The sequence below is a fragment of the Methylobacterium sp. 391_Methyba4 genome, from assembly GCF_029691625.1.
GTDB classification, from domain to species: Bacteria; Pseudomonadota; Alphaproteobacteria; order Rhizobiales; family Beijerinckiaceae; genus Methylobacterium; species Methylobacterium fujisawaense.
The window spans coordinates 3,786,029-3,804,208 of sequence record NZ_CP121475.1; the positions used below are offsets into that span (position 1 = coordinate 3,786,029).

Sequence of the window (18,180 nt, forward strand, 5' to 3'; positions counted from 1 at the left end):
TCAGAACAGGCGACGATCGAGACGGATGATCCGGCAAAGATCGCCGGCGGTCGCGGCCGGCGCGTGCGGCGCGCGGATGAGCAGGGCCTCCGAGCGTCCGAGAACGCCCAGCATGGAGGAATCCTGACGCTGCTCGGCGGTCGCGATCGGCAGCTGGCCAGGTTCCACGGTGAGGCTCGCGCGCATGTAGTCGGCGCGGCCGTCATTCGCCGAAAGGTCGCGGCCGAGCCTCGCCGGCTCGCTGCGGTCGGCGCCCGCCTGCGGATCCCCCTGGAGCGCACGGATGGCCGGGACCACGAACAGCAGCCCGCAGACGATCGACGAGACCGGATTGCCCGGCAATCCGATCACCAGCATGTCGCCGAGGCGGCCGTGCATCAGCGGCTTGCCCGGACGGAGGGCGACCCGCCAGAACCCGAGTTCCAGTCCCTCCTTGGCGAGCGCGCTCTGAACCAGATCGTGGTCGCCGACGGAGGCGCCCCCGAGGGTCACGAGCAGGTCGGCCCGCGCCTCGCGGGCCCGACGGAACGCATCCGCCAGGGCGGCGTGGTCGTCGGCCGCGATGCCGAGATCGATGATGTCGGCACCCGCCTCCGCCGCGAGGGCCGCGAGCGCGAGGCTGTTCGAAGCGACGATCTGGTCCCAGCCGGGCGTCGCCCCGGGCTCCACCAACTCATCACCGGTGGCGAGGATCGCAACCCGCGGCCTCCGCCGCACGGAGAGGCGCGGATGGCCAGCCGCCGCGGCCAGCGCCAAGCGCCGGGCGTCGAGGCTCATGCCGGCCGGGATCAGGGTTTCGCCCGCGGTGAAATCGAGGCCCGCCCGACGGATGAACCGCATCGGTTCGACCGGCTCGAGGACGCGCACCGTCCCATCCTCCGCGGACGCATTCTCCTGGATCAGGATCGCATCCGCACCCTCCGGAACCGGCGCGCCGGTGAAGATCCGCACCGTCTCGCCTGCGCCGATGCGTCCCGAGAAGCCGTGTCCGGCCGCACTGGTGCCGATCATCCGCAGAGATGCCCCCACCTCTGAGGCGTCGGCGCTGCGCACGGCGTAGCCGTCCATGGCCGAGGCCGGGAACGGCGGCTGTGTGCGGGAGGCGCCGACATCCGCGGCGAGCGTCCGGCCGGCAGCCTGCGCCAGCGGCACGGTTTCGGGTTCGACCGGACCGGCGACGCTCGCGAGAACGCGCGCCAGCGCCTCGGCGACCGGGATCAGGTCGCTCATTCCTGCGGGGCCCGATACGCGCCCGAGCGACCGCCGTCCTTTGCGATGAGGCGTATGCCCTCGATGCGCATGCCGCGATCGACCGCTTTCACCATGTCGTAGACCGTCAGGCAGGCCACCGAGACCGCGGTCAGGGCCTCCATCTCGACACCCGTCGGACCCTGCACCCGGACTTCGGCGGCGATGCGCAGGCCCGGCAGCGCCGCGTCGGGCTCGCACTCGACCCGGACCTTCGACAGCAGCAGCGGGTGACAGAGGGGGATCAACTCGTGGGTGCGCTTGGCCGCCATGATGCCGGCGAGTCGCGCCGTGCCGATCACGTCCCCCTTCTTGGCGTCGCCCTCGCGGATCAGCGCCAGGGTTTCGGGCCTCATCACGATCTGGCCTTCCGCCCGGGCGGTCCGGTCGGTAGCGGGCTTGTCGGTGACGTCGACCATGTTGGCCGCGCCGCTGGTGTCGAGATGGGTCAGCGTCGAGCCCGGCTCCATCGCTTAAGCCTTCTTCCGCGGCTTGCCGCCCTTGGTCTCCGCATCGCCGAACAGCAGGGTCCGGGCCGCCTTCGCGACGTCCGGCTGCCGCATCAGGCTCTCGCCGACCAGCACCACGCCGAGGCCGTTGTCCCGGAGACGCACCACGTCGGCATGGTCGCCGATCCCGCTCTCGGCCACGGCGATGCGATCGGCCGGTATGCCCGGCGCGAGCCCGATCGCGGTCTCGAACGACACCTCGAAGGTCTTGAGATTGCGGTTGTTGATACCGATCAGGGCCGTACCGAGGGGGATCGCCCGGGTCAGCTCGGCCGCGTCATGCACCTCGACCAAGACATCCATGCCGAGGAGATTCGCCGTCTCCACCAGGGCCACGGCCTCGTCGTCGTCGAGGCAGGCCATGATGACCAGAATGCAGTCGGCGCCCCAGGCCCGCGCTTCGTAGACCTGATAGGGCTCGAACAGGAAGTCCTTGCGCAGCACCGGAAGCCCGCAGGCTTCGCGCGCCGCCGTCAGGTATTCGGGCCGGCCCTGGAACGAGGGCTCGTCGGTGAGCACCGACAGGCAGGTCGCGCCGCCGGCCTCGTAGGCAGCGGCCAGGGTGGCCGGATCGAAATCGGCGCGGATCAGACCCTTGGAAGGCGAGGCCTTCTTCACCTCGGCGATGAGCGCCGGGCGGTCCTCGGCGAGGTGGGCGCGGATCGCCGCCGCAAAACCGCGCACCGGCTCCGCCTGCGCGACCCGGCGTTCCAGCTTGGCGAGCGGAACGCGCAGCTTCGCTTCGGCGATCTCGCGGCGCTTGTAGGCCTCGATCCGCGCGAGGACGTTCGGCCGCTCGGGCGGCGCCTCGGCGCCGGTCTGCTGGGTCGCGTCGTGCGTCAGCGAGCTCATCGGCCCTCCTCCCCGTTGGAGTGGTCGTTCGAAGCCCGGACAAGGCGGGCGAGCGTCGCCCGGGCCGCCCCGGAATCGACGGCATCCTGCGCCCGCGCGACGCCGTCCGCCAGGGCCTGCGCGGCACCCGCGACGACGAGGGCAGCCCCCGCATTGAGAACCGCGATATCCCGGTAGGCGTTGCGGGCGCCGGCCAGGACGGCCTCAAGCGCCCGGGCATTGTCGGCCGGATCGCCGCCGCGCAGTTCCTCGGGGGCGCGCAGCGCCAGCCCGAATTCCCGCGGGTCGATGGTGAAGCGAGACAGCCTGCCGTGATCGAGGGCCACCACCCGCGTCGGACCCGTGACGGTGATCTCGTCGAGCCCGTCGGATCCGTGGACGGTCCAGACCCGGCGGCTGCCGAGTTCCGAAAGGACGCGCGTCAGCGGCTCGGCCAGCGCCTCCTGGGCGACGCCGAAGAGCTGATAGCCGACGCCGGCCGGGTTGCTGAGCGGGCCCAGCAGATTGAAGATCGTCCGGACAGGCAGTTCGGAGCGAACCGCCGCCACGTGTCGCATCGCCGGGTGATGGGCCTGGGCGAACAGGAAGCAAAGGCCGGCCTCGTCGAGGCAGCGCACCTGCCCGGCCGGATCGAGGCCCAGACGGACGCCCAAAGCCGCGAGCACGTCGGCCGCGCCCGACCGGGAGGTCGCGGCGCGGTTGCCGTGCTTGGCCACCGGCACGCCGCAAGCGGCCACCAGGATGGCGGCCAGCGTCGAGACGTTGACGCTGCCGGAATGATCGCCGCCGGTGCCGACGACGTCGATGGCGTTCGCCGGCGCCGCGACGCGCGTCATGCGTTGCCGCATGGCCTCGGCGGCGCCGACGATCTCGTCGACGGTCTCGCCGCGCACCTTGAGGGCGGTGAGGAAGGCGCCGGCCTGGACCGGCGTCACCTCGCCCGACAACAGGTCGTCGAAGGCGGCACGGGCCTCGGCACGGTCGAGGGCGAGGCCCCCGGCGACCTTCGCGAGATGGGGTCTGAAACGATCCATGGCTTCTGACGGAGGGCCGCCCCGGCCTCCCGGCGTCAATGCACGTCGGCACGCGTCCTGTCACGCGCCGTATTCCAGGCCGTGGCAAGATCGAGGAAGTTCTTCACGATCTCCGTGCCGTGCTGCGACCGGATGCTCTCGGGATGGAACTGGACGCCATGGAGCGGACGCTCGGCATGCTCGAGCCCCATGATCAGGCCGTCCGCCTCCGCGGTGACCCGCAACGCGGCCGGGCAGGTCGCACGATCGACCACGAGGGAGTGGTAGCGGGTCGCCTCGAAGCTGTCGTTCAGGCCGCGGAACAGGCCGCGGGCTCCGTGCCGGATCGTCGATACCTTGCCGTGGAGCGGCAGGGGCGCCCGCACGACATCGCCGCCGAACGCTTGTCCGATGGCCTGGAGACCCAGGCACACGCCGAAAATCGGGATCTCCTCGGACAGATCACGGACCACGTCGAGGCAGATACCCGCCTCCGTGGGCGTGCATGGCCCGGGCGACAGCACGATCGCGTCCGGCGCCCTGGCGCGGATGTCGGGGATCGTGAGCGCGTCGTTGCGCACGACATCGACGGTCCCGCAGAGCGGACCGATCAGGTGCACGAGATTCCAGGTGAAGGAATCGTAGTTGTCGATGACGAGGACGTTGGGCATCGCGGCGGCACGCTCGGGCATGCAGGCGATGTGACCGCTCGCATCCGCGCGGTCAACCATCCCCGTCGTTCGGCAATCGGGTCGGGCGCGGAACCGGTTCGCGGCCCCGCCTACTGCCCCCGTTTCGCCTGCGCGGCGAACCGCACCGCCTCCTCGGCGGCGCGGAACAGCGCCTTGGCCTTGTTGACGCATTCCTGCTGCTCGGAGGCAGGATCCGAGTCGTACACGATCCCTGCCCCGGCCTGGACGTGCATCTGACCATCCTTCACCACCGCGGTGCGCAGGACGATGCAGGTGTCCATCTCGCCCCGGGCGCCGAAATAGCCGATGCAGCCCGCATACGGCCCGCGCTTCTCGCGCTCCAGCTCGTCGATGATTTCCATGGCCCGCACCTTCGGCGCCCCCGAGACCGTCCCGGCCGGGAAGCCCGCCGCCAGCGCGTCGAGGGGATCGTGGCGTGGATCGAGGTCGCCCTCGACATTCGACACGATGTGCATGACCTGGCTGTAGCGCTCGATGAAGAACGAGTCGGTTACCCGGACGCTGCCGATCCGCGAGACCCGGCCGGCATCGTTGCGGCCGAGATCGAGCAGCATGAGGTGCTCGGCCCGCTCCTTCGGATCGGCAAGGAGTTCCTCGGCGAGCGCGGCATCCTCGGCCGGGGTTGCGCCGCGGCGGCGGGTTCCGGCGATCGGGCGAACCGTGACGGTCCCCTCGCGCACCCGGACGAGGATCTCCGGCGACGAGCAGACGATCTGGAACGTCTCGAAATCGAGATAGCACAGGAACGGCGCCGGATTCGTGCGCCGGAGGGAGCGGTACAGGCTGAAGGCCGGCAGGGTGAACGGCGCCGAGAAGCGCTGGGACAGCACCACCTGGAACACGTCGCCCGCGACGATGTACTCCTTGGCGCGCGCCACCATGGCGGCGAACGCGTCCGGCGACGTGTTGGAGACCGGCTCGGGATGGGCGACCGCCGACAGGTCCACCCGCGCCTCGATCGGCAAGGGACCTTCCAGGGCAGCGGCGACCCGGTCGAGACGCTGAAGCGCCTCCTCATAGGCGGCCCGGGCCGTCGTCCCGGCCGTGGGCCTCACCGGCGATACGACGGTGATCAGGTCGCGGATGGAATCGAAAACCACCATGACCCGCGGACGCATCAGGATGGCGTCCGGCACGCCGAGGGGATCCGGGTTCGGCTCCGGCAGCCGCTCCATGGCGCGGACCATGTCGTAGCCGAGATAGCCAAATAGACCGGCCGCCATCGGCGGCAGATCCTGGCCGTCGGCTTCTTCGCCGATGGCGCTCTCGGCGATCAGCGCCCGCAGGCTCGCCAGCGGTGCCCGGTCATCCGGCTCAAACCGGGTGAGGTCGGCACCGCGCGCGATCGCGGGCGCGCCATCCCGGCAGCGCCAGATCAGGTCCGGGTCGAGGCCGATCATGGAGTATCGGCCGCGCACGGCACCACCCTCGACCGATTCGAGGAGGAAGGCCGGACCGGAATGGCCGGCGCGCAGCTTGAGGAACGCCGCGACCGGCGTCTCCAGATCCGCGACGAGGCTGACCGCGACGAGGCTCGGCTGCCTGGCCTCGTAGCGCGCCGCGAAGGCCGCATAATCGGGCGCTTCGGCCATGCCTCAATACTCGCCGCCGATGGCGCGGCGCAGGGCCGCCGGATCGACCTTGACGCCCGCGTTCTTCTGAACCTCGCTGATGTACTGAGACAGGACGTCGTCGGCGAGGGCGGCCTGGAAGCTCTGCGTGATCTGCTTGTCGCTGGGGCTGTCGGCAACGAAGGCCGGAACCGTCGCCGCCGTGACCTTGAACACCGCGCGCGAATCTCCGGCCGCCGCCGTACCGGCCTTGCCGACCGGGGTCGCGAAGATCAGGTTCACGTCATCCGGCTTGAGCATGTCCTTGGCTTGATTGCGTGCGAGATCCTGGGCCTCCTGCAGGTTGACGCCGACCTCCTGCGCTGCGGCCTCCATGGTCTCGCCCTTGTTGATCTTCTCGACCAGCTCGCGGCCCTTGGCCTGAAGGCGCTTGGCGATCTCGGTCGCGGTCCAGCCGGCCTTCACGCCGTCCTTGACCTCGTCGAGGGGCTTGTCGTGGGCGGCATCGATTCCGGTGACGTCGTACCAGACATAGCCGCCGGTCTTGGTGCGCAGAGGCTCGTTGTCGCCGCCGATCTCGGCGCGGAACAGGGCCGGCACAGTGGTGTCCGGATCGGGGATGTCGGCGACCCGCTGCCCGTCCGATCCCTTGCCGTTCACGTCCACGGCCTTGACGCTGACGATCTTGAGGCCACGCTCCGCCGCGATGTCGGCGAGGGGCTTTGCACCGGCCCGCTGATCCTCGATCGCGTCGCGGGTGGTCTCCATCGCGTCGCGGGCGCGGGCCAGGGCGAGGCCCTTGCGGATCTCACCCTCCACGGTCTCGAAGGGCTTCACCGTCCCGGCTTCGATCTTGGTGACCCGCAACAACACCGTGCCGAAGCGGCCCTGGACGGGCTGGCTCACACCGCCCTCCGGCAGCGCGAAGGCCGCGTCGGCCACCGCCTTGTCGAACAGCTCGCTCTTCGTCAGCGTTCCGAGGGTCAGATCCTTGTCGTCGGTGCCGCGCTCCGTCGCCACCGCCTCGAACGTCTTGGCGCCGTCGGTGATCGCCTTGCGGGCCGCCTCGGCGGCGGCCGGATCGGGGAAGACGATCTGCTGGATGGTGCGTTTCTCGGGTGCGCCGTAACGATCCTTGTTGAGCGCGTAGGCGGCGCGGGCGTCGGCCTCGGTGATCGCGTCCGGCTTCGCCATCGCCTCGGGTTCGACCACAAGGAGGTTGACCGCGCGGAATTCCGGCGCCCGGAAACCGGACTTGTTGGCCTCGTACCAGGTCTTCAACTCGTCGTCGGTCGGCTCGGGGATCTGCCCGGCGACCGAGGGCGTCAGCATCAGGTAGGCGGCGGCACGGCGCTCGGTGGTGTAGCGGTGGACCGCCTCCCGCATGGCGACCGGCACATGCAGGTCCGACGACACCGCCTCGGCGAGTTGCAGACGGGCGATCACGGAGCGCTGCTCGCGCACGAACATGCCCTCGTTGAGACCCGCCCGCTGCAGGGTCTGGTAGAAGAGCTGCGGCTCGAACTGGCCCTGCGCGTTCTGGAAGCTCTTCTCCTCGTGGATCGCCTTGATCACCGCGGAATCCGGCACGACGAGGCCGAGATCGTGGGTCTTCTGATCGAGGGCGGCCTCGGTGATCAGCTGGGACATCACCTGCCGGTCGAGGCCGAGCATCCGCGCCTGATCGGGTGTGAGGGGACGCTTCAACTGCGTCTGATAGCGCTGCAGCTGGTTCTGATAGGCTTGGCGCACCTGCTCGGCGGTGATCGGCGTGCTGCCAACGGTCGCCACCTTGTTGCTCGCGCCGCCGCGGAAGAACTCCTCGACGCCGAAGATCCCGACGCCGGCGATCAGCAGCGTGAAGATGATCGTCAAGACGATCTTGCCGAGCCAGTGCTGGCTGGCGTTGCGGATGCCCTGAAGCATGGTCTGTGATCGAGTACCTTCGGCAGCCGTCCCGTCGCCGGGCCGGCGCTGTTCCTGAGAGCCGACCGCGATAGACCATTCGCGTCCACAGGCAAAGACTCAGGCGCTTCGGCGCGTTTGCGCGCTCAAGCTCGCTCTGGTAGGCCCCGGCAACTTCGGGAAACGCCGCGGCGGAGCGAGGGCAGGAATGACGCAATCGGGGCGCAGGCCGCTTGTCGCCGGCAACTGGAAGATGAACGGGACCCGGGCATCCATCCAGGTGGTCGAAGCGATTCGCGACGGGCTCTCGCCCGACCTCGCGGCCCGCATCGACGTGCTGATCTGCCCGCCCGCGACGCTGATCGGCTCCTGCGTGGCGGCCGCCGCCGGCTCGCCCATCGCCATCGGCGGCCAGAACCTCCATGCCCGCCCCAGCGGCGCCTTCACCGGCTCGATCTCGGCCGAGATGCTCGCCGATCTCGGCGCGCAATACGTGATCGTCGGTCATTCCGAGCGTCGGGCCTACCACCACGAGACCGATGACGGCGTCCACGCCAAGGCGCTGGGTGCCCGGCGTGCCGGCTTGTGCGGCATCATCTGCGTTGGCGAGACCATCGAGGAGCGCGAGCAGGGCCGCGCCCTCGACATCGTCCGGGCGCAGCTCGCCATCGGCCTGCCGAAGGGCGCCACGGCGGCCGACACGGTGATCGCCTACGAGCCGGTCTGGGCGATCGGCTCGGGCCGGACACCGACTCCGCGCGACATCGCTGAAGTCCACGCATCCCTGCGCGAGATGCTCGACAAGCTCGTGGGCGACGAGGCGCACAAGATCCGCATCCTTTATGGCGGCTCGGTGAAGCCCGGAAATGCCCGCGAACTTCTGTCGGTGGACAACGTCGACGGCGCCCTGGTGGGCGGCGCGAGTCTCGTGGCCGCGGATTTCCTGGGGATCTGCGCCGCCTACGCCTGAGCGCGCCTCTGACGGTTCGATGCGCTCGTGGCGCTTGCCGTCGTCACGCGTTGCAAAGAGAGTTCAGTCTTTGCAGGGCCTGAGTGGGGCGGCACCGGACTGCTCCTCCGACGCGGGCGGAGCGGCGATCGCACGGAGGCGCTGTCAGATCTTGAAGGCCTGACGCGCGAGCAGCCGCCAGCGGCCGTGATCCCGGTGCCAGACCTGCATCACGCCGATATGCACCGGCGCCGTCTTGCCGCCCGAGACGACTTCGCCCGTGAAGACATGTCGGGCGACGGCGTCGTCGCCGACCACCGAGACGGAGCGGTCCGACAGGGTGATGCTCGGGAAGGCCGAGCGCTTGCTGGTGAGCGTTTCGACGAACGCCGCCTTGTCCTGCACCTGACCGCTGGAATGTCCGTAGCTCAGACCGTCGAGGACCAGGGCGTCGAGGGCCGGCCCGTCCGCGGCCAGCAGGGCTTGGGTCAGAGCGTCGATGGCCTGCTCCACGGCGGCGGCGTCGGGCCCGGCGGCCGTGCCGGGGACGGCGCGGATCAGAACGGGCGCGGCGATGGCGGCAACGAGCGCCACCCGGCGTGACAGGGACATGGTTGGCCTCCCGGACGGGGCGGCGCGTTCGGTCGGCCGCTCTCTCCCGTGCAGAAACCACGCGGCGCGGCCGAAGGCGAGGGGCGCCGCCGACAGCCGGCCGCGCGCGTCAGGTTGGCGGCGGGCGGCCGGTGGTGTATGCCGTCGCCCAATTCCGGCCGGTCCGCCCGCAAAGTCGCCCACGAGGCTTCCGCTGCACGCATGCGTGCCGGGGAGCATCGGAAGCGGCGGCGGGCTCCGGCCCTCGTGCGTTCGTCTCCCGGTGCCCGCTGCCGGCGCGCGGCGCTGAAGAAGATCCCGGAACACCGATGCAGACCGTCCTGATCGTCGTCCACCTCATCATCGTCCTCGCGCTGATCGGCGTCGTGCTGCTTCAGCGCTCCGAGGGCGGCCTCGGGCTCGGCGGCGGGGGCGGCGGCGGCGTCGCGGGGTTCATGACCGGCCGTGGCCAGGCCAACGCCCTGACCCGGGCCACGGCGATCCTGGCGGCCCTGTTCTTCACCACCAGCCTGGCGCTCGCCATCCTGTCGCATCGCTCCGCGGCGCCGAAATCAATCCTCGATACCGGCGCGCCGCAGACGTCGGGCCAGCCCGCCAAGCAGCCGACCGGCGCCGACAACCTGCTCGACACGCTCCGCCAGCAACAGGACCGGGTGCCCGCCACGGCGCCGGCCCAGCCGGCCGCGCCCGCCCAGCCGGCGGTCCCGGACGCGCCGCAATCCCGCTGACGGGCTGCGCTCGGAACGGCGCAGCGTCTCATTCCATCTCCGACGGGCCGGCACTCAGCCGGTCCGTGCCATGCGTTCCATGATCCCCAGCCCATGCGCGGGCCGGGGCACGGGTCGTTTGGCAAACGGCAGCAGCTTCTTTATGGACCGAGGCCCATGACGCGGTACGTTTTCATCACCGGCGGCGTGGTCTCCTCCCTCGGCAAGGGGCTCGCCTCCGCAGCCCTGGCGGCGGTGCTGCAGGCCCGCGGCTACCGGGTCCGGATGCGCAAGCTCGACCCCTATCTGAACGTTGATCCGGGCACGATGAGCCCGACTCAGCACGGCGAGGTGTTCGTCACCGACGACGGCGCCGAGACCGATCTCGACCTCGGGCATTACGAGCGCTTCACCGGGGTCCCGGCGAGCCGGGCCGACAACATCACCACGGGCCGGATCTACCAGGACATCATCGCCAAGGAACGCCGCGGCGACTATCTCGGCGCCACGATCCAGGTGATTCCGCACGTCACCAACGCGATCAAGGACTTCGTTCTCGACGGCAACGACGCGTTCGATTTCGTGCTCGTCGAGATCGGCGGCACCGTGGGCGACATCGAAGGGCTGCCGTTCTTCGAGGCGATCCGCCAGCTCGGCCAGGAACTGCCCCGCGGCACCTGCTGCTACGTCCACCTGACGCTCTTGCCCTACATCCCGTCCGCGGGCGAGCTGAAGACCAAGCCGACGCAGCATTCCGTGAAGGAGCTGCGCTCCATCGGCATCCAGCCCGACATCCTGCTCTGCCGCTGCGACCGGGACATCCCGGTCGATGAGCGCCGCAAGCTCGCGCTGTTCTGCAACGTCCGCGAGACCGCGGTGATCGAGGCGCGGGACGTGGCGTCGATCTACGAGGTGCCGCTCTCCTACCGGACAGCGGGCCTCGACCGCGAGGTGCTCGGCCACTTCGGCCTGGAGCACGGCGAGGAGCCGGATCTTGGCCGCTGGCGGACGATCTCCGAGCGCGTGCGCAACCCCGAGGGCGAGGTCTCCATCGCCATCGTTGGCAAGTACACGGGGCTCAAAGACGCCTACAAGTCGCTGACCGAGGCGCTGACCCACGGCGGCATCAGCCATCGGGTCAAGGTCAACCTCGAATGGATCGAGGCCGAGGTGTTCGAGCGCGAGGATCCCGCGCCGTTCCTGGAGGGCCTGAACGGGATCCTGGTGCCGGGCGGGTTCGGCCAGCGCGGCGCCGAGGGCAAGATCCGCGCGGCCCGCTACGCCCGCGAGAAGCGCATCCCCTATCTCGGGATCTGCTTCGGGATGCAGATGGCCGTCATCGAGGCCGCCCGCTCGCTCGCGGGAATGCCGGACGCCAATTCCACGGAGTTCGGCGAGACGTCCGAGCCGGTGGTTGGCCTGCTCACCGAGTGGCTGCGCGGCAACGAGCTGGAGCGGCGGGCTGCGGCCGGCGATCTCGGCGGCACGATGCGGCTCGGTGCCTATGAGGCGAAGCTCGATCCCACATCCAAGATCGCCCAGATCTACGGGTCCGAGCAGATCTCGGAGCGCCACCGCCACCGCTACGAGGTCAACATGGCCTATCGCGAGCGGCTGGAGGCCAAGGGCCTGCGCTTCTCCGGCGTCTCCCCCGACGGCCTCCTGCCCGAGACCGTGGAGCATGTCGGGCATCCGTGGTTCATCGGCGTGCAGTTCCACCCGGAGCTGAAGTCGCGCCCCTTCGAGCCGCACCCGCTGTTCAAGGGCTTCGTCGGCGCCGCGATCGAACAGAGCCGGCTGGTCTGAGCCGCGGCGGCGCGCCGCTGCTCGCGCGGCGGGCCGGAGCCCTATATCCTCGGCATCGTGACCGAGATCCTCTTCTACCATATGCAGCGGCAACCCCTGGAACGGGTGCTGCCGAGCCTCGTCGAGCGCTCGCTGGACCGCGGCTGGCAGGCCGCGATCCAGGCCGCCAGCGAGGAGCGTCTGCAGGCGCTGGACGACCACCTCTGGACCTATTCCGACGAGAGCTTCCTGCCGCACGGGACCGATCGCGAGCCCGACGCGGCGAGCCAGCCGGTGGTGCTGACACTTCGGGACGTGAACCCGAACGCGGCCTCGATCCGCTTCCTCGTCGAGGGCGCCGACCTGCCGCCCGATGCCGGCGCGTATGAGCGGATCTGTATCCTGTTCGACGGGACCGATCAGGACGCCCTTCTGAGGGCGCGCGAGCAGTGGAAGCAGGCCAAGGAGGCGGGCCACACAGTCGCCTACTGGCAGCAGGACGATTCCGGACGCTGGAACAAGAAGGCGTGATGGTGGCCCTTAACAGACGTCTCGCGCGCGCCGTGCTCGCCTTCGGCATGCTCATCGCCCTGCCCTCGGCCGGCTGGGCAGAGGAGGCGCCGCACGGACATCCGCCCGCGGAGAGCAAGCCGGCACCGCGCGGGCCGGACGGACGACGCCTGCCGCCGGATTCCGTCACGAAGCAGAGCGTCACGCTGCCTGACGGCAGGGTCCTCGACTTCACCGCCACGGCCGGCAGCCTGCCGCTCGTCGACGAGGCCGGCAAGCTGCAGGCCGAGATCGCCTTCGTGGCCTATACGGTGGCGTCCAAGGACGGCCAGGAGCGCCCGGTGACCTTCGCGGTCAATGGCGGCCCGGGCGCCGCGTCGGCCTACCTCAACATCGGGGCGATCGGCCCCTGGCGGCTGCCCGTCGGCGGCGACAGCATCAGCCCGTCGCAGCCGGTCACGCTCACGCCCAACGACGGGACGTGGCTCGGCTTCACCGATCTCGTCTTCATCGACCCCGTCGGTACCGGCTACAGCCGGGCCGCGGACGGCAACGGCAAGGCCTACTGGTCGATCGAGTCCGACGCCGCGACCCTCTCGGCAGCCATCGCCCGCTACCTGCGCAACAACGATCGTCTAGCGAGCCCGAAGTTCTTCGTCGGCGAGAGCTATGGCGGGTTCCGCGGCCCGCTGATCACGGAGAAGCTCCAGGAAGAGATCGGCGTCGGCCTGTCGGGCATGGTGCTGCTCTCGCCGGTGCTCGACTTCGGGTGGCTGGAGACCCCGCGGGCCAATCCCTGGGGCTACGTGCTGAAGTTGCCGTCGCTGGCGGCCGGCGCGCTGGAGCGGGCCGGGACGGTACCCACGCCGGCCTTGCTGGGGGATGCCGAAGCTTACGCATCCGGTGCCTATCTGGCGGATCTCCTGAAGGGGCCGAGCGATTCCGCGGCGGTTGCGCGGATGACCGAGAAGGTCGCCCCGCTCGTCGGGCTCGATCCCGCCCTGGTCCGCGCACAGGCGGCGCGCCTCTCGACCCGAAGCGTCCAGCGGGAGATCGATCGTGCCGAAGGTCGCGTGACGAGCGCCTACGATACCGGCATCACCGGCTGGGACCCGAATCCGGCCGCCGCGCAATCGAGCTTCGAGGATCCGCAGCTCACCGCGCTCCAGGCGCCGCTGACCAGCGCGATGCTCGATCTCTACGCGCGCACGCTGAAATGGCCTGTGGCCAACATGCGCTACGAGCTCCTGAACAATGCGGTCAATCGGGGCTGGAGCTGGGGCTCGGGACGACAGGCACCGGAGGTGCTGTCGAACATTCAGGGAACCCTGGCCCTCGACGGGCACCTGCGTGTCCTCGTGGCGCACGGATTCACCGATCTCGTAACCCCGTATTTCGCCTCGAAGCTCCTGCTGGCGCAGGTCCCGGCCTACAGCGCCGGTCGCCTGAGCCTCGCAGTCTACCCTGGCGGCCACATGTTCTACACGCGACCGGATTCCCGCGCCGCCTTCAAGGCGGATGTCGAACGGATGTACACGGACGCCCTGAAGGTCCGCGATGGCGGCTCGGCGCGTTCGGCCGGCGCACCCGCGGAACGTCTCAGGACCGCACCGTGACGTGTTCGTCCGGGATGCAGGCAGCGGGGTCGTCGCCGGTCGGATCGTGACCGGCGCGACCGATCAGACATCGTCGAAGGCGAGAGCTTCGGCCGGGTACTCCACCATGCTCCGGCGCTGAGCGTCGGTATTCTGCCACTCGCCGACTTTCATGTACCGGCCTTCGCGATCACGAACCTCGACCACTTTCCCGATCGTGGGAATCGACTGGAAGCCCTGCGGCCAATTGGACGCGAAGTAGAACACCTGCTCGACGCGCTCCGAGAGGTGGCAGATCGCCGGCCCAAAGGTTCCGAGCCCGAAGACGAGGTAGCGGCCGTTCACCAGAGCGGCGACATCGGAGATCAGCGATTCGCTCTGGATCTCCACGGGTAGGCCGCGCTGCGCCGCATAGGCTTCCACTTCTGCAATGACCGGGTTCAGCCGGTTCTCGAAGACGAGCTTGACGGAACGGATGCGGCCCTCGGCCTGCAGCCGGTCGATGACCATCCGGTAGAAGGCGAAGGGCGGCTGCGGATAGTGCGGGTCGACCCAGGTGCTGAAGATGTCGCCCGACCGGATATGGATCAGGAGTTGATCGTCGGGCTTGGCCGCAAATGTCCGCGGCAGGCCGTTGAACAGGGGCCGGATCACATCCTGAACGATCGCGCGCGAGTCGATCGGGCCCTGCAGCGCCGTCACCCGCTCGAACTGCGTCGGATCGAAATACAAGCCGGACAGGAAGTAGCCGTCCGGCGGAAGCGGCTCGTCCGGCGGAATGAACGTGATGCCGTCGCAGGTCAGCCTCTCGGTCAGAAAGATCACCTTGCTGCGGTCGACCTTCGGGACCTTGATGTATTTCAGGTTGAGCGCCTTCGCGATCGAGACGGCGATGATGTATTGCACGAGGCAATTGCCGAAGGCGCCGTTCTCGAACAGCGACAGGCCGACGAGGTTGCGGCTTGCCCGGCCAGGCGCGGCTTCGAGATTGTAGGTGACGTAGACGTTAGCGTCGGGCTTCTCGTTCAGGAGCGTGATGTCGAGCCCGAGGAGCGCCCGCAGGGCGATGAGGTCGATGGCGGCTTCATCGGCGCGGATGTCGACGCCTGCGACGAGCGCCGGATCCGGCACCGCGATCCGCACGAGACGCGCCCAGACCAGCTCGTCGGCTCCGATGGCGGCCACGAGGGCGCCCGGCTTGGCGGTCCAGCCGACGATGTCGGGCGCGGACCACGTGACGCCGTCCTGCGAGACCTCGACGGCCACATCGCCGACCTCGGGCGCGACAGCATCCTGTACGGGTCGCAGCGCGACCGCGCGGATCGGAAAGCGACCGTCCAGATCGATCTCGAGCCAGGCGGTGCCTTCGTCCTGTACGATCCGGGGGGCGCGGCCGGTGGCGAGATCGACGAGGACCGGGCTCGGATCGTCTGCGAGGGCCATCGGGTCTCCGAGAACTGAGCGGAGGCGCCCATGCCGGGCCGGCCGGGCATCCGGTGCGGCGGTGCCCGCATCGGGGCGCGGACGTCAAGCCCGGCCACCCGCGAAGGGACGCACGGGAATCCGAACGGATCTGGCGCCGCTCCGTTGTGTCGTCGCCGGCATGCGTCTACAACGTGCCGGTGACGGTGCCCCGGCAACGGGGTGAAAAGGGAATGCGGTGAGGGGCTTCGCCCCGATTCCGCGGCTGCCCCCGCAACTGTGAGCGGCGAGCGCCTGCCAAGCGCCACCGGAGCGATCCGGGAAGGCGGTGGGCGCGCCGAGCCGCGAGCCAGGAGACCTGCCGTCGCAACAGGATCCCGCAATGCCGCCGGTGGGGCGGCTGGAGACACTCGACGATGATCGCTCAGACCCTCGCCCCCGTCGCCGCCGGTACCCGCTCGTCGGAGCGTCCGGTCGCCGTCGCGCTCGCGGCCATGCTGGGCCTCGGCCTGCTGTTCATGGCGGGTTTCTCGCCGGCGATCGCGTTCCACAACGCGGCGCACGACTTCCGCCATACCCAGAACTTCCCCTGTCACTGACGCCCTCGGCGCAGGGATGATCATTCGGCTTCTGTCGGCGGCCCTGGCCGCCGGCTTCTTCGCGGCTGCCGTTGTGACGGGCCTCGAACTCACGCTGACCTCGCCGCTGATCGTCGCGGCCGAGCGCTACGAGCAGCAGGAACCCTCGCATCAGGCCGCGAAGGCCCTTCCGATCGTGCTCGCCCATGCCGGGCATGACCACGCCGCACCCGACGCGGCACCGGAATGGCAGCCCGGCCCCGGACTGCCGCGGATGGCCTTCACCGGTCTTGCGACCCTCGTCGGCGGCGTCGGCTACGCCCTGCTGCTCGGCGCGGTGATGCTCGCCTGCGGCCGCGAGCCGACGCCGCAGGTCGGTCTCGCCTTCGCGGTGGCGGGCTTCGCCAGCGTCGCCCTCGCGCCGGGCCTCGGCCTGCCGCCGGAACTGCCCGGCAGCGCCGCTGCACCGCTGGCCGCGCGGCAGGCCTGGTGGGTGATGACCGCGGCGGCGACCGGAATGGGACTCTACCTGATCACGATCCGCCGTGCTCTGATCACGATCCTGGGTGGCCTCGTCCTGATCATAACCCCCCACGTCGTCGGCGCCCCGCAGGCACCGGAGGGCGCGTCGGAGCTTCCGGCCGCACTGGCCGCACAGTTCGCCGCCCGGTCGCTGGCGATCAGCTTCGTCTTCTGGATCCTGATCGGGTTGGGGCTCGGCTGGGCGTGGCAGGCGTTTTCCCGCGACACGCAACGGGGAACGGCCCGTGCCTGAGACCGTCCTGTACGTCTGCACGACCTGCCGCCGTCCGGACGACGATCCGGATGGACCGCGCGCCGGATCACGCCTTCTGGAGGCGCTTCAGGCCCGGAGCGCCGGCACCCCGGACCTGCGGGTCGAGGCGGTGGAATGCCTGTCGGTCTGCAAGCGGCCCTGCACCGTGGCGGTCGCCTCGGCCGACCGCTGGACCTACGTCTACGGCGACATGGATCCGGCCGCCTCGGCGGAGACCATCCTCGCCGGACTCGCGGCCTATGCGGCGACCTCGGACGGCATCGTGCCCTGGCGCGAGCGTCCGGAGGCCTTCCGCAAGGGCGTGATCGCCCGCATCCCCCCGTTCCCTGAACCCCGCCCGCTCCCCGCCGGCACCCTGGAGGCCGCGGAATGACCATCGTGAACAAGATCCCCTGCACCATCGTCACGGGCTTCCTCGGAGCCGGCAAGACGACATTGGTCCGCCACGTGGTCGAGAACGCCAGGGGGCGCCGCCTCGCCATTCTGGTCAACGAGTTCGGCGACGTCGGCTTCGACAAGTCCTTCCTCGCCGCCTGCGGGGTCGAAGGCTGCACCGAAGAAGCTATCGTCGAGCTGCCGAATGGCTGCATCTGCTGCACGGTCGCGGACGATTTCGTTCCGGCGCTGGAGACTCTCCTCGGCCGCGCCGAGCCGCCGGAGCACATCCTGATCGAGACCTCGGGCCTCGCGCTGCCGAAGCCGTTGGTTCAGGCGTTCCAGTGGCCGGCGATCCGCTCGCGGGTCACCGTCGACGGGGTCGTCGCAGTGGTCGACGGCCCGGCCGTCGCCGCCGGCGTCTTCGCGGACGATCCGGAGGCACTGGCCGCCCAGCGGGCCGCGGACCAATCGGTCGATCACGACAATCCGCTGGAAGAGGTCTTCGAGGACCAACTCCTCTGCGCCGACCTCGTGGTCCTCAACAAGGCCGACCTCATCGATGCCCCGACCCGCGCTCGGGTACGTGCCGAGGTGGAAAGCCACCTGCCCCGGGCCGTGAAGGTGGTGGAGACCGAGAACGGCGTCATCGACCCGCGGGTGCTGCTCGGCCTCGCGGCGGCCGCCGAGGACGATCTCGATTCCCGCCCGTCGCATCACGGCGAGGGCGAGGATCACGACCACGACGACTTCGAGACCGTGGCGCTGCCCGTCCGCCCCGCGATCACGGCGGGCGATCTGGCGGCCCGGGTCGAGAAGGCAGCCGAGATCCCGGGCGTCCTGCGGATCAAGGGTTTCGCCGAGGTCGAGGGCAAGGCGATGCGCCTCGTGGTGCAGGGGGTCGGCCGGCGCGTGGCCCACCATTTCGACCGGCCGTGGAAGTCCGGAGAGGCCCGGGACGGCAACCTCGTGGTGATCGGCCTCAAGGGGTTCGACCAGCGCGCCGTCGCTGCGGCCCTCGCGGGATGACGGCCGCCGCG

18 protein-coding genes and 1 riboswitch are annotated in these 18,180 nt (G+C 70.0%); of the genes, 9 read left to right on the top strand and 9 right to left on the bottom strand.

The window, feature by feature from the left end:
• The 7 genes from glp to P9K36_RS17705 form a co-directional block, all read right to left on the bottom strand.
• Entirely contained in the window at positions 1-1,230 is a 1,230-nt protein-coding gene (glp, locus tag P9K36_RS17675; protein ID WP_075380510.1) for a gephyrin-like molybdotransferase Glp, read from the bottom strand.
• A complete protein-coding gene (gene moaC / locus P9K36_RS17680; protein ID WP_043351646.1) occupies positions 1,227-1,718 on the bottom strand; it encodes a cyclic pyranopterin monophosphate synthase MoaC in 492 nt (163 codons plus the stop codon). Before moaC ends, glp begins: the two co-directional genes overlap by 4 nt.
• Positions 1,719-1,721: 3 nt before the next feature.
• Complete coding sequence (gene trpC / locus P9K36_RS17685) at positions 1,722-2,609, bottom strand: indole-3-glycerol phosphate synthase TrpC (protein ID WP_043378522.1); 888 nt, start codon at positions 2,607-2,609, stop codon at positions 1,722-1,724.
• Positions 2,606-3,643, bottom strand: coding sequence for an anthranilate phosphoribosyltransferase (gene trpD / locus P9K36_RS17690; RefSeq protein ID WP_043378524.1), 1,038 nt, complete (start codon positions 3,641-3,643; stop codon positions 2,606-2,608). The genes trpC and trpD overlap by 4 nt, the downstream gene beginning before the upstream one ends.
• A gap of 35 nt (positions 3,644-3,678) precedes the next feature.
• Positions 3,679-4,293 carry an aminodeoxychorismate/anthranilate synthase component II gene (locus P9K36_RS17695; RefSeq protein WP_043761266.1) on the bottom strand — a complete coding sequence of 205 codons (615 nt, stop codon included), beginning with the start codon at positions 4,291-4,293 and terminating at the stop codon, positions 3,679-3,681.
• Between the two features lie 110 nt (positions 4,294-4,403).
• Positions 4,404-5,927 carry an anthranilate synthase component I gene (gene trpE / locus P9K36_RS17700; protein WP_043758359.1) on the bottom strand — a complete coding sequence of 508 codons (1,524 nt, stop codon included), beginning with the start codon at positions 5,925-5,927 and terminating at the stop codon, positions 4,404-4,406.
• A 3-nt stretch (positions 5,928-5,930) separates the two neighbouring features.
• Positions 5,931-7,832 carry a peptidylprolyl isomerase gene (locus P9K36_RS17705; RefSeq protein ID WP_278305597.1) on the bottom strand — a complete coding sequence of 634 codons (1,902 nt, stop codon included), beginning with the start codon at positions 7,830-7,832 and terminating at the stop codon, positions 5,931-5,933.
• Positions 7,833-8,019: 187 nt separating this feature from the next.
• Between P9K36_RS17705 and tpiA the strand changes: the two genes are divergently transcribed.
• The gene (gene tpiA / locus P9K36_RS17710) at positions 8,020-8,781 is read left to right on the top strand and encodes a triose-phosphate isomerase (protein ID WP_043348827.1); all 762 of its coding nucleotides are present in this window, start codon (positions 8,020-8,022) and stop codon (positions 8,779-8,781) included.
• Positions 8,782-8,925: 144 nt separating this feature from the next.
• Here the strand turns inward: tpiA and P9K36_RS17715 are convergent, their stop codons facing one another.
• Positions 8,926-9,372: a nuclear transport factor 2 family protein gene (locus P9K36_RS17715; protein ID WP_278305598.1), complete on the bottom strand. Its 447-nt coding sequence runs from the start codon at positions 9,370-9,372 to the stop codon at positions 8,926-8,928.
• A gap of 308 nt (positions 9,373-9,680) precedes the next feature.
• Between P9K36_RS17715 and secG the strand changes: the two genes are divergently transcribed.
• The 4 genes from secG to P9K36_RS17735 all read left to right on the top strand — a co-directional run bounded on the left by secG (position 9,681) and on the right by P9K36_RS17735 (position 13,990).
• Entirely contained in the window at positions 9,681-10,100 is a 420-nt protein-coding gene (gene secG / locus P9K36_RS17720; RefSeq protein ID WP_043348833.1) for a preprotein translocase subunit SecG, read from the top strand.
• A 156-nt stretch (positions 10,101-10,256) separates the two neighbouring features.
• A complete protein-coding gene (locus P9K36_RS17725) occupies positions 10,257-11,885 on the top strand; it encodes a CTP synthase (protein WP_043348836.1) in 1,629 nt (542 codons plus the stop codon).
• 57 nt (positions 11,886-11,942) lie between these two features.
• On the top strand, positions 11,943-12,395 hold the full coding sequence (locus tag P9K36_RS17730) for a DNA polymerase III subunit chi (RefSeq protein WP_043758368.1): 453 nt from the start codon (positions 11,943-11,945) through the stop codon (positions 12,393-12,395).
• Positions 12,396-12,442: 47 nt separating this feature from the next.
• A complete protein-coding gene (locus tag P9K36_RS17735) occupies positions 12,443-13,990 on the top strand; it encodes a peptidase S10 (protein ID WP_278307297.1) in 1,548 nt (515 codons plus the stop codon).
• Between the two features lie 63 nt (positions 13,991-14,053).
• Here P9K36_RS17735 and P9K36_RS17740 read toward each other — a convergent pair whose 3' ends face one another.
• Entirely contained in the window at positions 14,054-15,412 is a 1,359-nt protein-coding gene (locus P9K36_RS17740) for a discoidin domain-containing protein (RefSeq protein ID WP_278305599.1), read from the bottom strand.
• 166 nt (positions 15,413-15,578) lie between these two features.
• Positions 15,579-15,772, top strand: a riboswitch (cobalamin riboswitch).
• Positions 15,773-15,807: 35 nt separating this feature from the next.
• Here P9K36_RS17740 and P9K36_RS17745 point away from each other — a divergent pair.
• From P9K36_RS17745 to cobW, 4 genes are read left to right on the top strand one after another with little or no spacing between them, the layout of a single operon-like run.
• A complete protein-coding gene (locus tag P9K36_RS17745) occupies positions 15,808-15,990 on the top strand; it encodes a CbtB domain-containing protein (RefSeq protein WP_278305600.1) in 183 nt (60 codons plus the stop codon).
• A 16-nt stretch (positions 15,991-16,006) separates the two neighbouring features.
• Complete coding sequence (locus P9K36_RS17750) at positions 16,007-16,744, top strand: CbtA family protein (RefSeq protein WP_278305601.1); 738 nt, start codon at positions 16,007-16,009, stop codon at positions 16,742-16,744.
• Positions 16,737-17,138 carry a DUF1636 domain-containing protein gene (locus P9K36_RS17755; RefSeq protein ID WP_278305602.1) on the top strand — a complete coding sequence of 134 codons (402 nt, stop codon included), beginning with the start codon at positions 16,737-16,739 and terminating at the stop codon, positions 17,136-17,138. The genes P9K36_RS17750 and P9K36_RS17755 overlap by 8 nt, the downstream gene beginning before the upstream one ends.
• Positions 17,135-18,169 carry a cobalamin biosynthesis protein CobW gene (cobW, locus tag P9K36_RS17760; protein ID WP_278305603.1) on the top strand — a complete coding sequence of 345 codons (1,035 nt, stop codon included), beginning with the start codon at positions 17,135-17,137 and terminating at the stop codon, positions 18,167-18,169. The genes P9K36_RS17755 and cobW overlap by 4 nt, the downstream gene beginning before the upstream one ends.
• Positions 18,170-18,180 lie beyond the last annotated feature (11 nt).

Coding starts and splice junctions, on each gene's coding strand:
- glp (WP_075380510.1), bottom strand. CDS start 1,230: ATGAGCGACCTGATCCCGGTCGCCGAGGCGCTGGCGCGCGTTCTCGCG.
- moaC (WP_043351646.1), bottom strand. CDS start 1,718: ATGGAGCCGGGCTCGACGCTGACCCATCTCGACACCAGCGGCGCGGCC.
- trpC (WP_043378522.1), bottom strand. CDS start 2,609: ATGAGCTCGCTGACGCACGACGCGACCCAGCAGACCGGCGCCGAGGCG.
- trpD (WP_043378524.1), bottom strand. CDS start 3,643: ATGGATCGTTTCAGACCCCATCTCGCGAAGGTCGCCGGGGGCCTCGCC.
- P9K36_RS17695 (WP_043761266.1), bottom strand. CDS start 4,293: ATGCCCAACGTCCTCGTCATCGACAACTACGATTCCTTCACCTGGAAT.
- trpE (WP_043758359.1), bottom strand. CDS start 5,927: ATGGCCGAAGCGCCCGATTATGCGGCCTTCGCGGCGCGCTACGAGGCC.
- P9K36_RS17705 (WP_278305597.1), bottom strand. CDS start 7,832: ATGCTTCAGGGCATCCGCAACGCCAGCCAGCACTGGCTCGGCAAGATC.
- tpiA (WP_043348827.1), top strand. CDS start 8,020: ATGACGCAATCGGGGCGCAGGCCGCTTGTCGCCGGCAACTGGAAGATG.
- P9K36_RS17715 (WP_278305598.1), bottom strand. CDS start 9,372: ATGTCCCTGTCACGCCGGGTGGCGCTCGTTGCCGCCATCGCCGCGCCC.
- secG (WP_043348833.1), top strand. CDS start 9,681: ATGCAGACCGTCCTGATCGTCGTCCACCTCATCATCGTCCTCGCGCTG.
- P9K36_RS17725 (WP_043348836.1), top strand. CDS start 10,257: ATGACGCGGTACGTTTTCATCACCGGCGGCGTGGTCTCCTCCCTCGGC.
- P9K36_RS17735 (WP_278307297.1), top strand. CDS start 12,443: ATGCTCATCGCCCTGCCCTCGGCCGGCTGGGCAGAGGAGGCGCCGCAC.
- P9K36_RS17740 (WP_278305599.1), bottom strand. CDS start 15,412: ATGGCCCTCGCAGACGATCCGAGCCCGGTCCTCGTCGATCTCGCCACC.
- P9K36_RS17745 (WP_278305600.1), top strand. CDS start 15,808: ATGATCGCTCAGACCCTCGCCCCCGTCGCCGCCGGTACCCGCTCGTCG.
- P9K36_RS17750 (WP_278305601.1), top strand. CDS start 16,007: ATGATCATTCGGCTTCTGTCGGCGGCCCTGGCCGCCGGCTTCTTCGCG.
- cobW (WP_278305603.1), top strand. CDS start 17,135: ATGACCATCGTGAACAAGATCCCCTGCACCATCGTCACGGGCTTCCTC.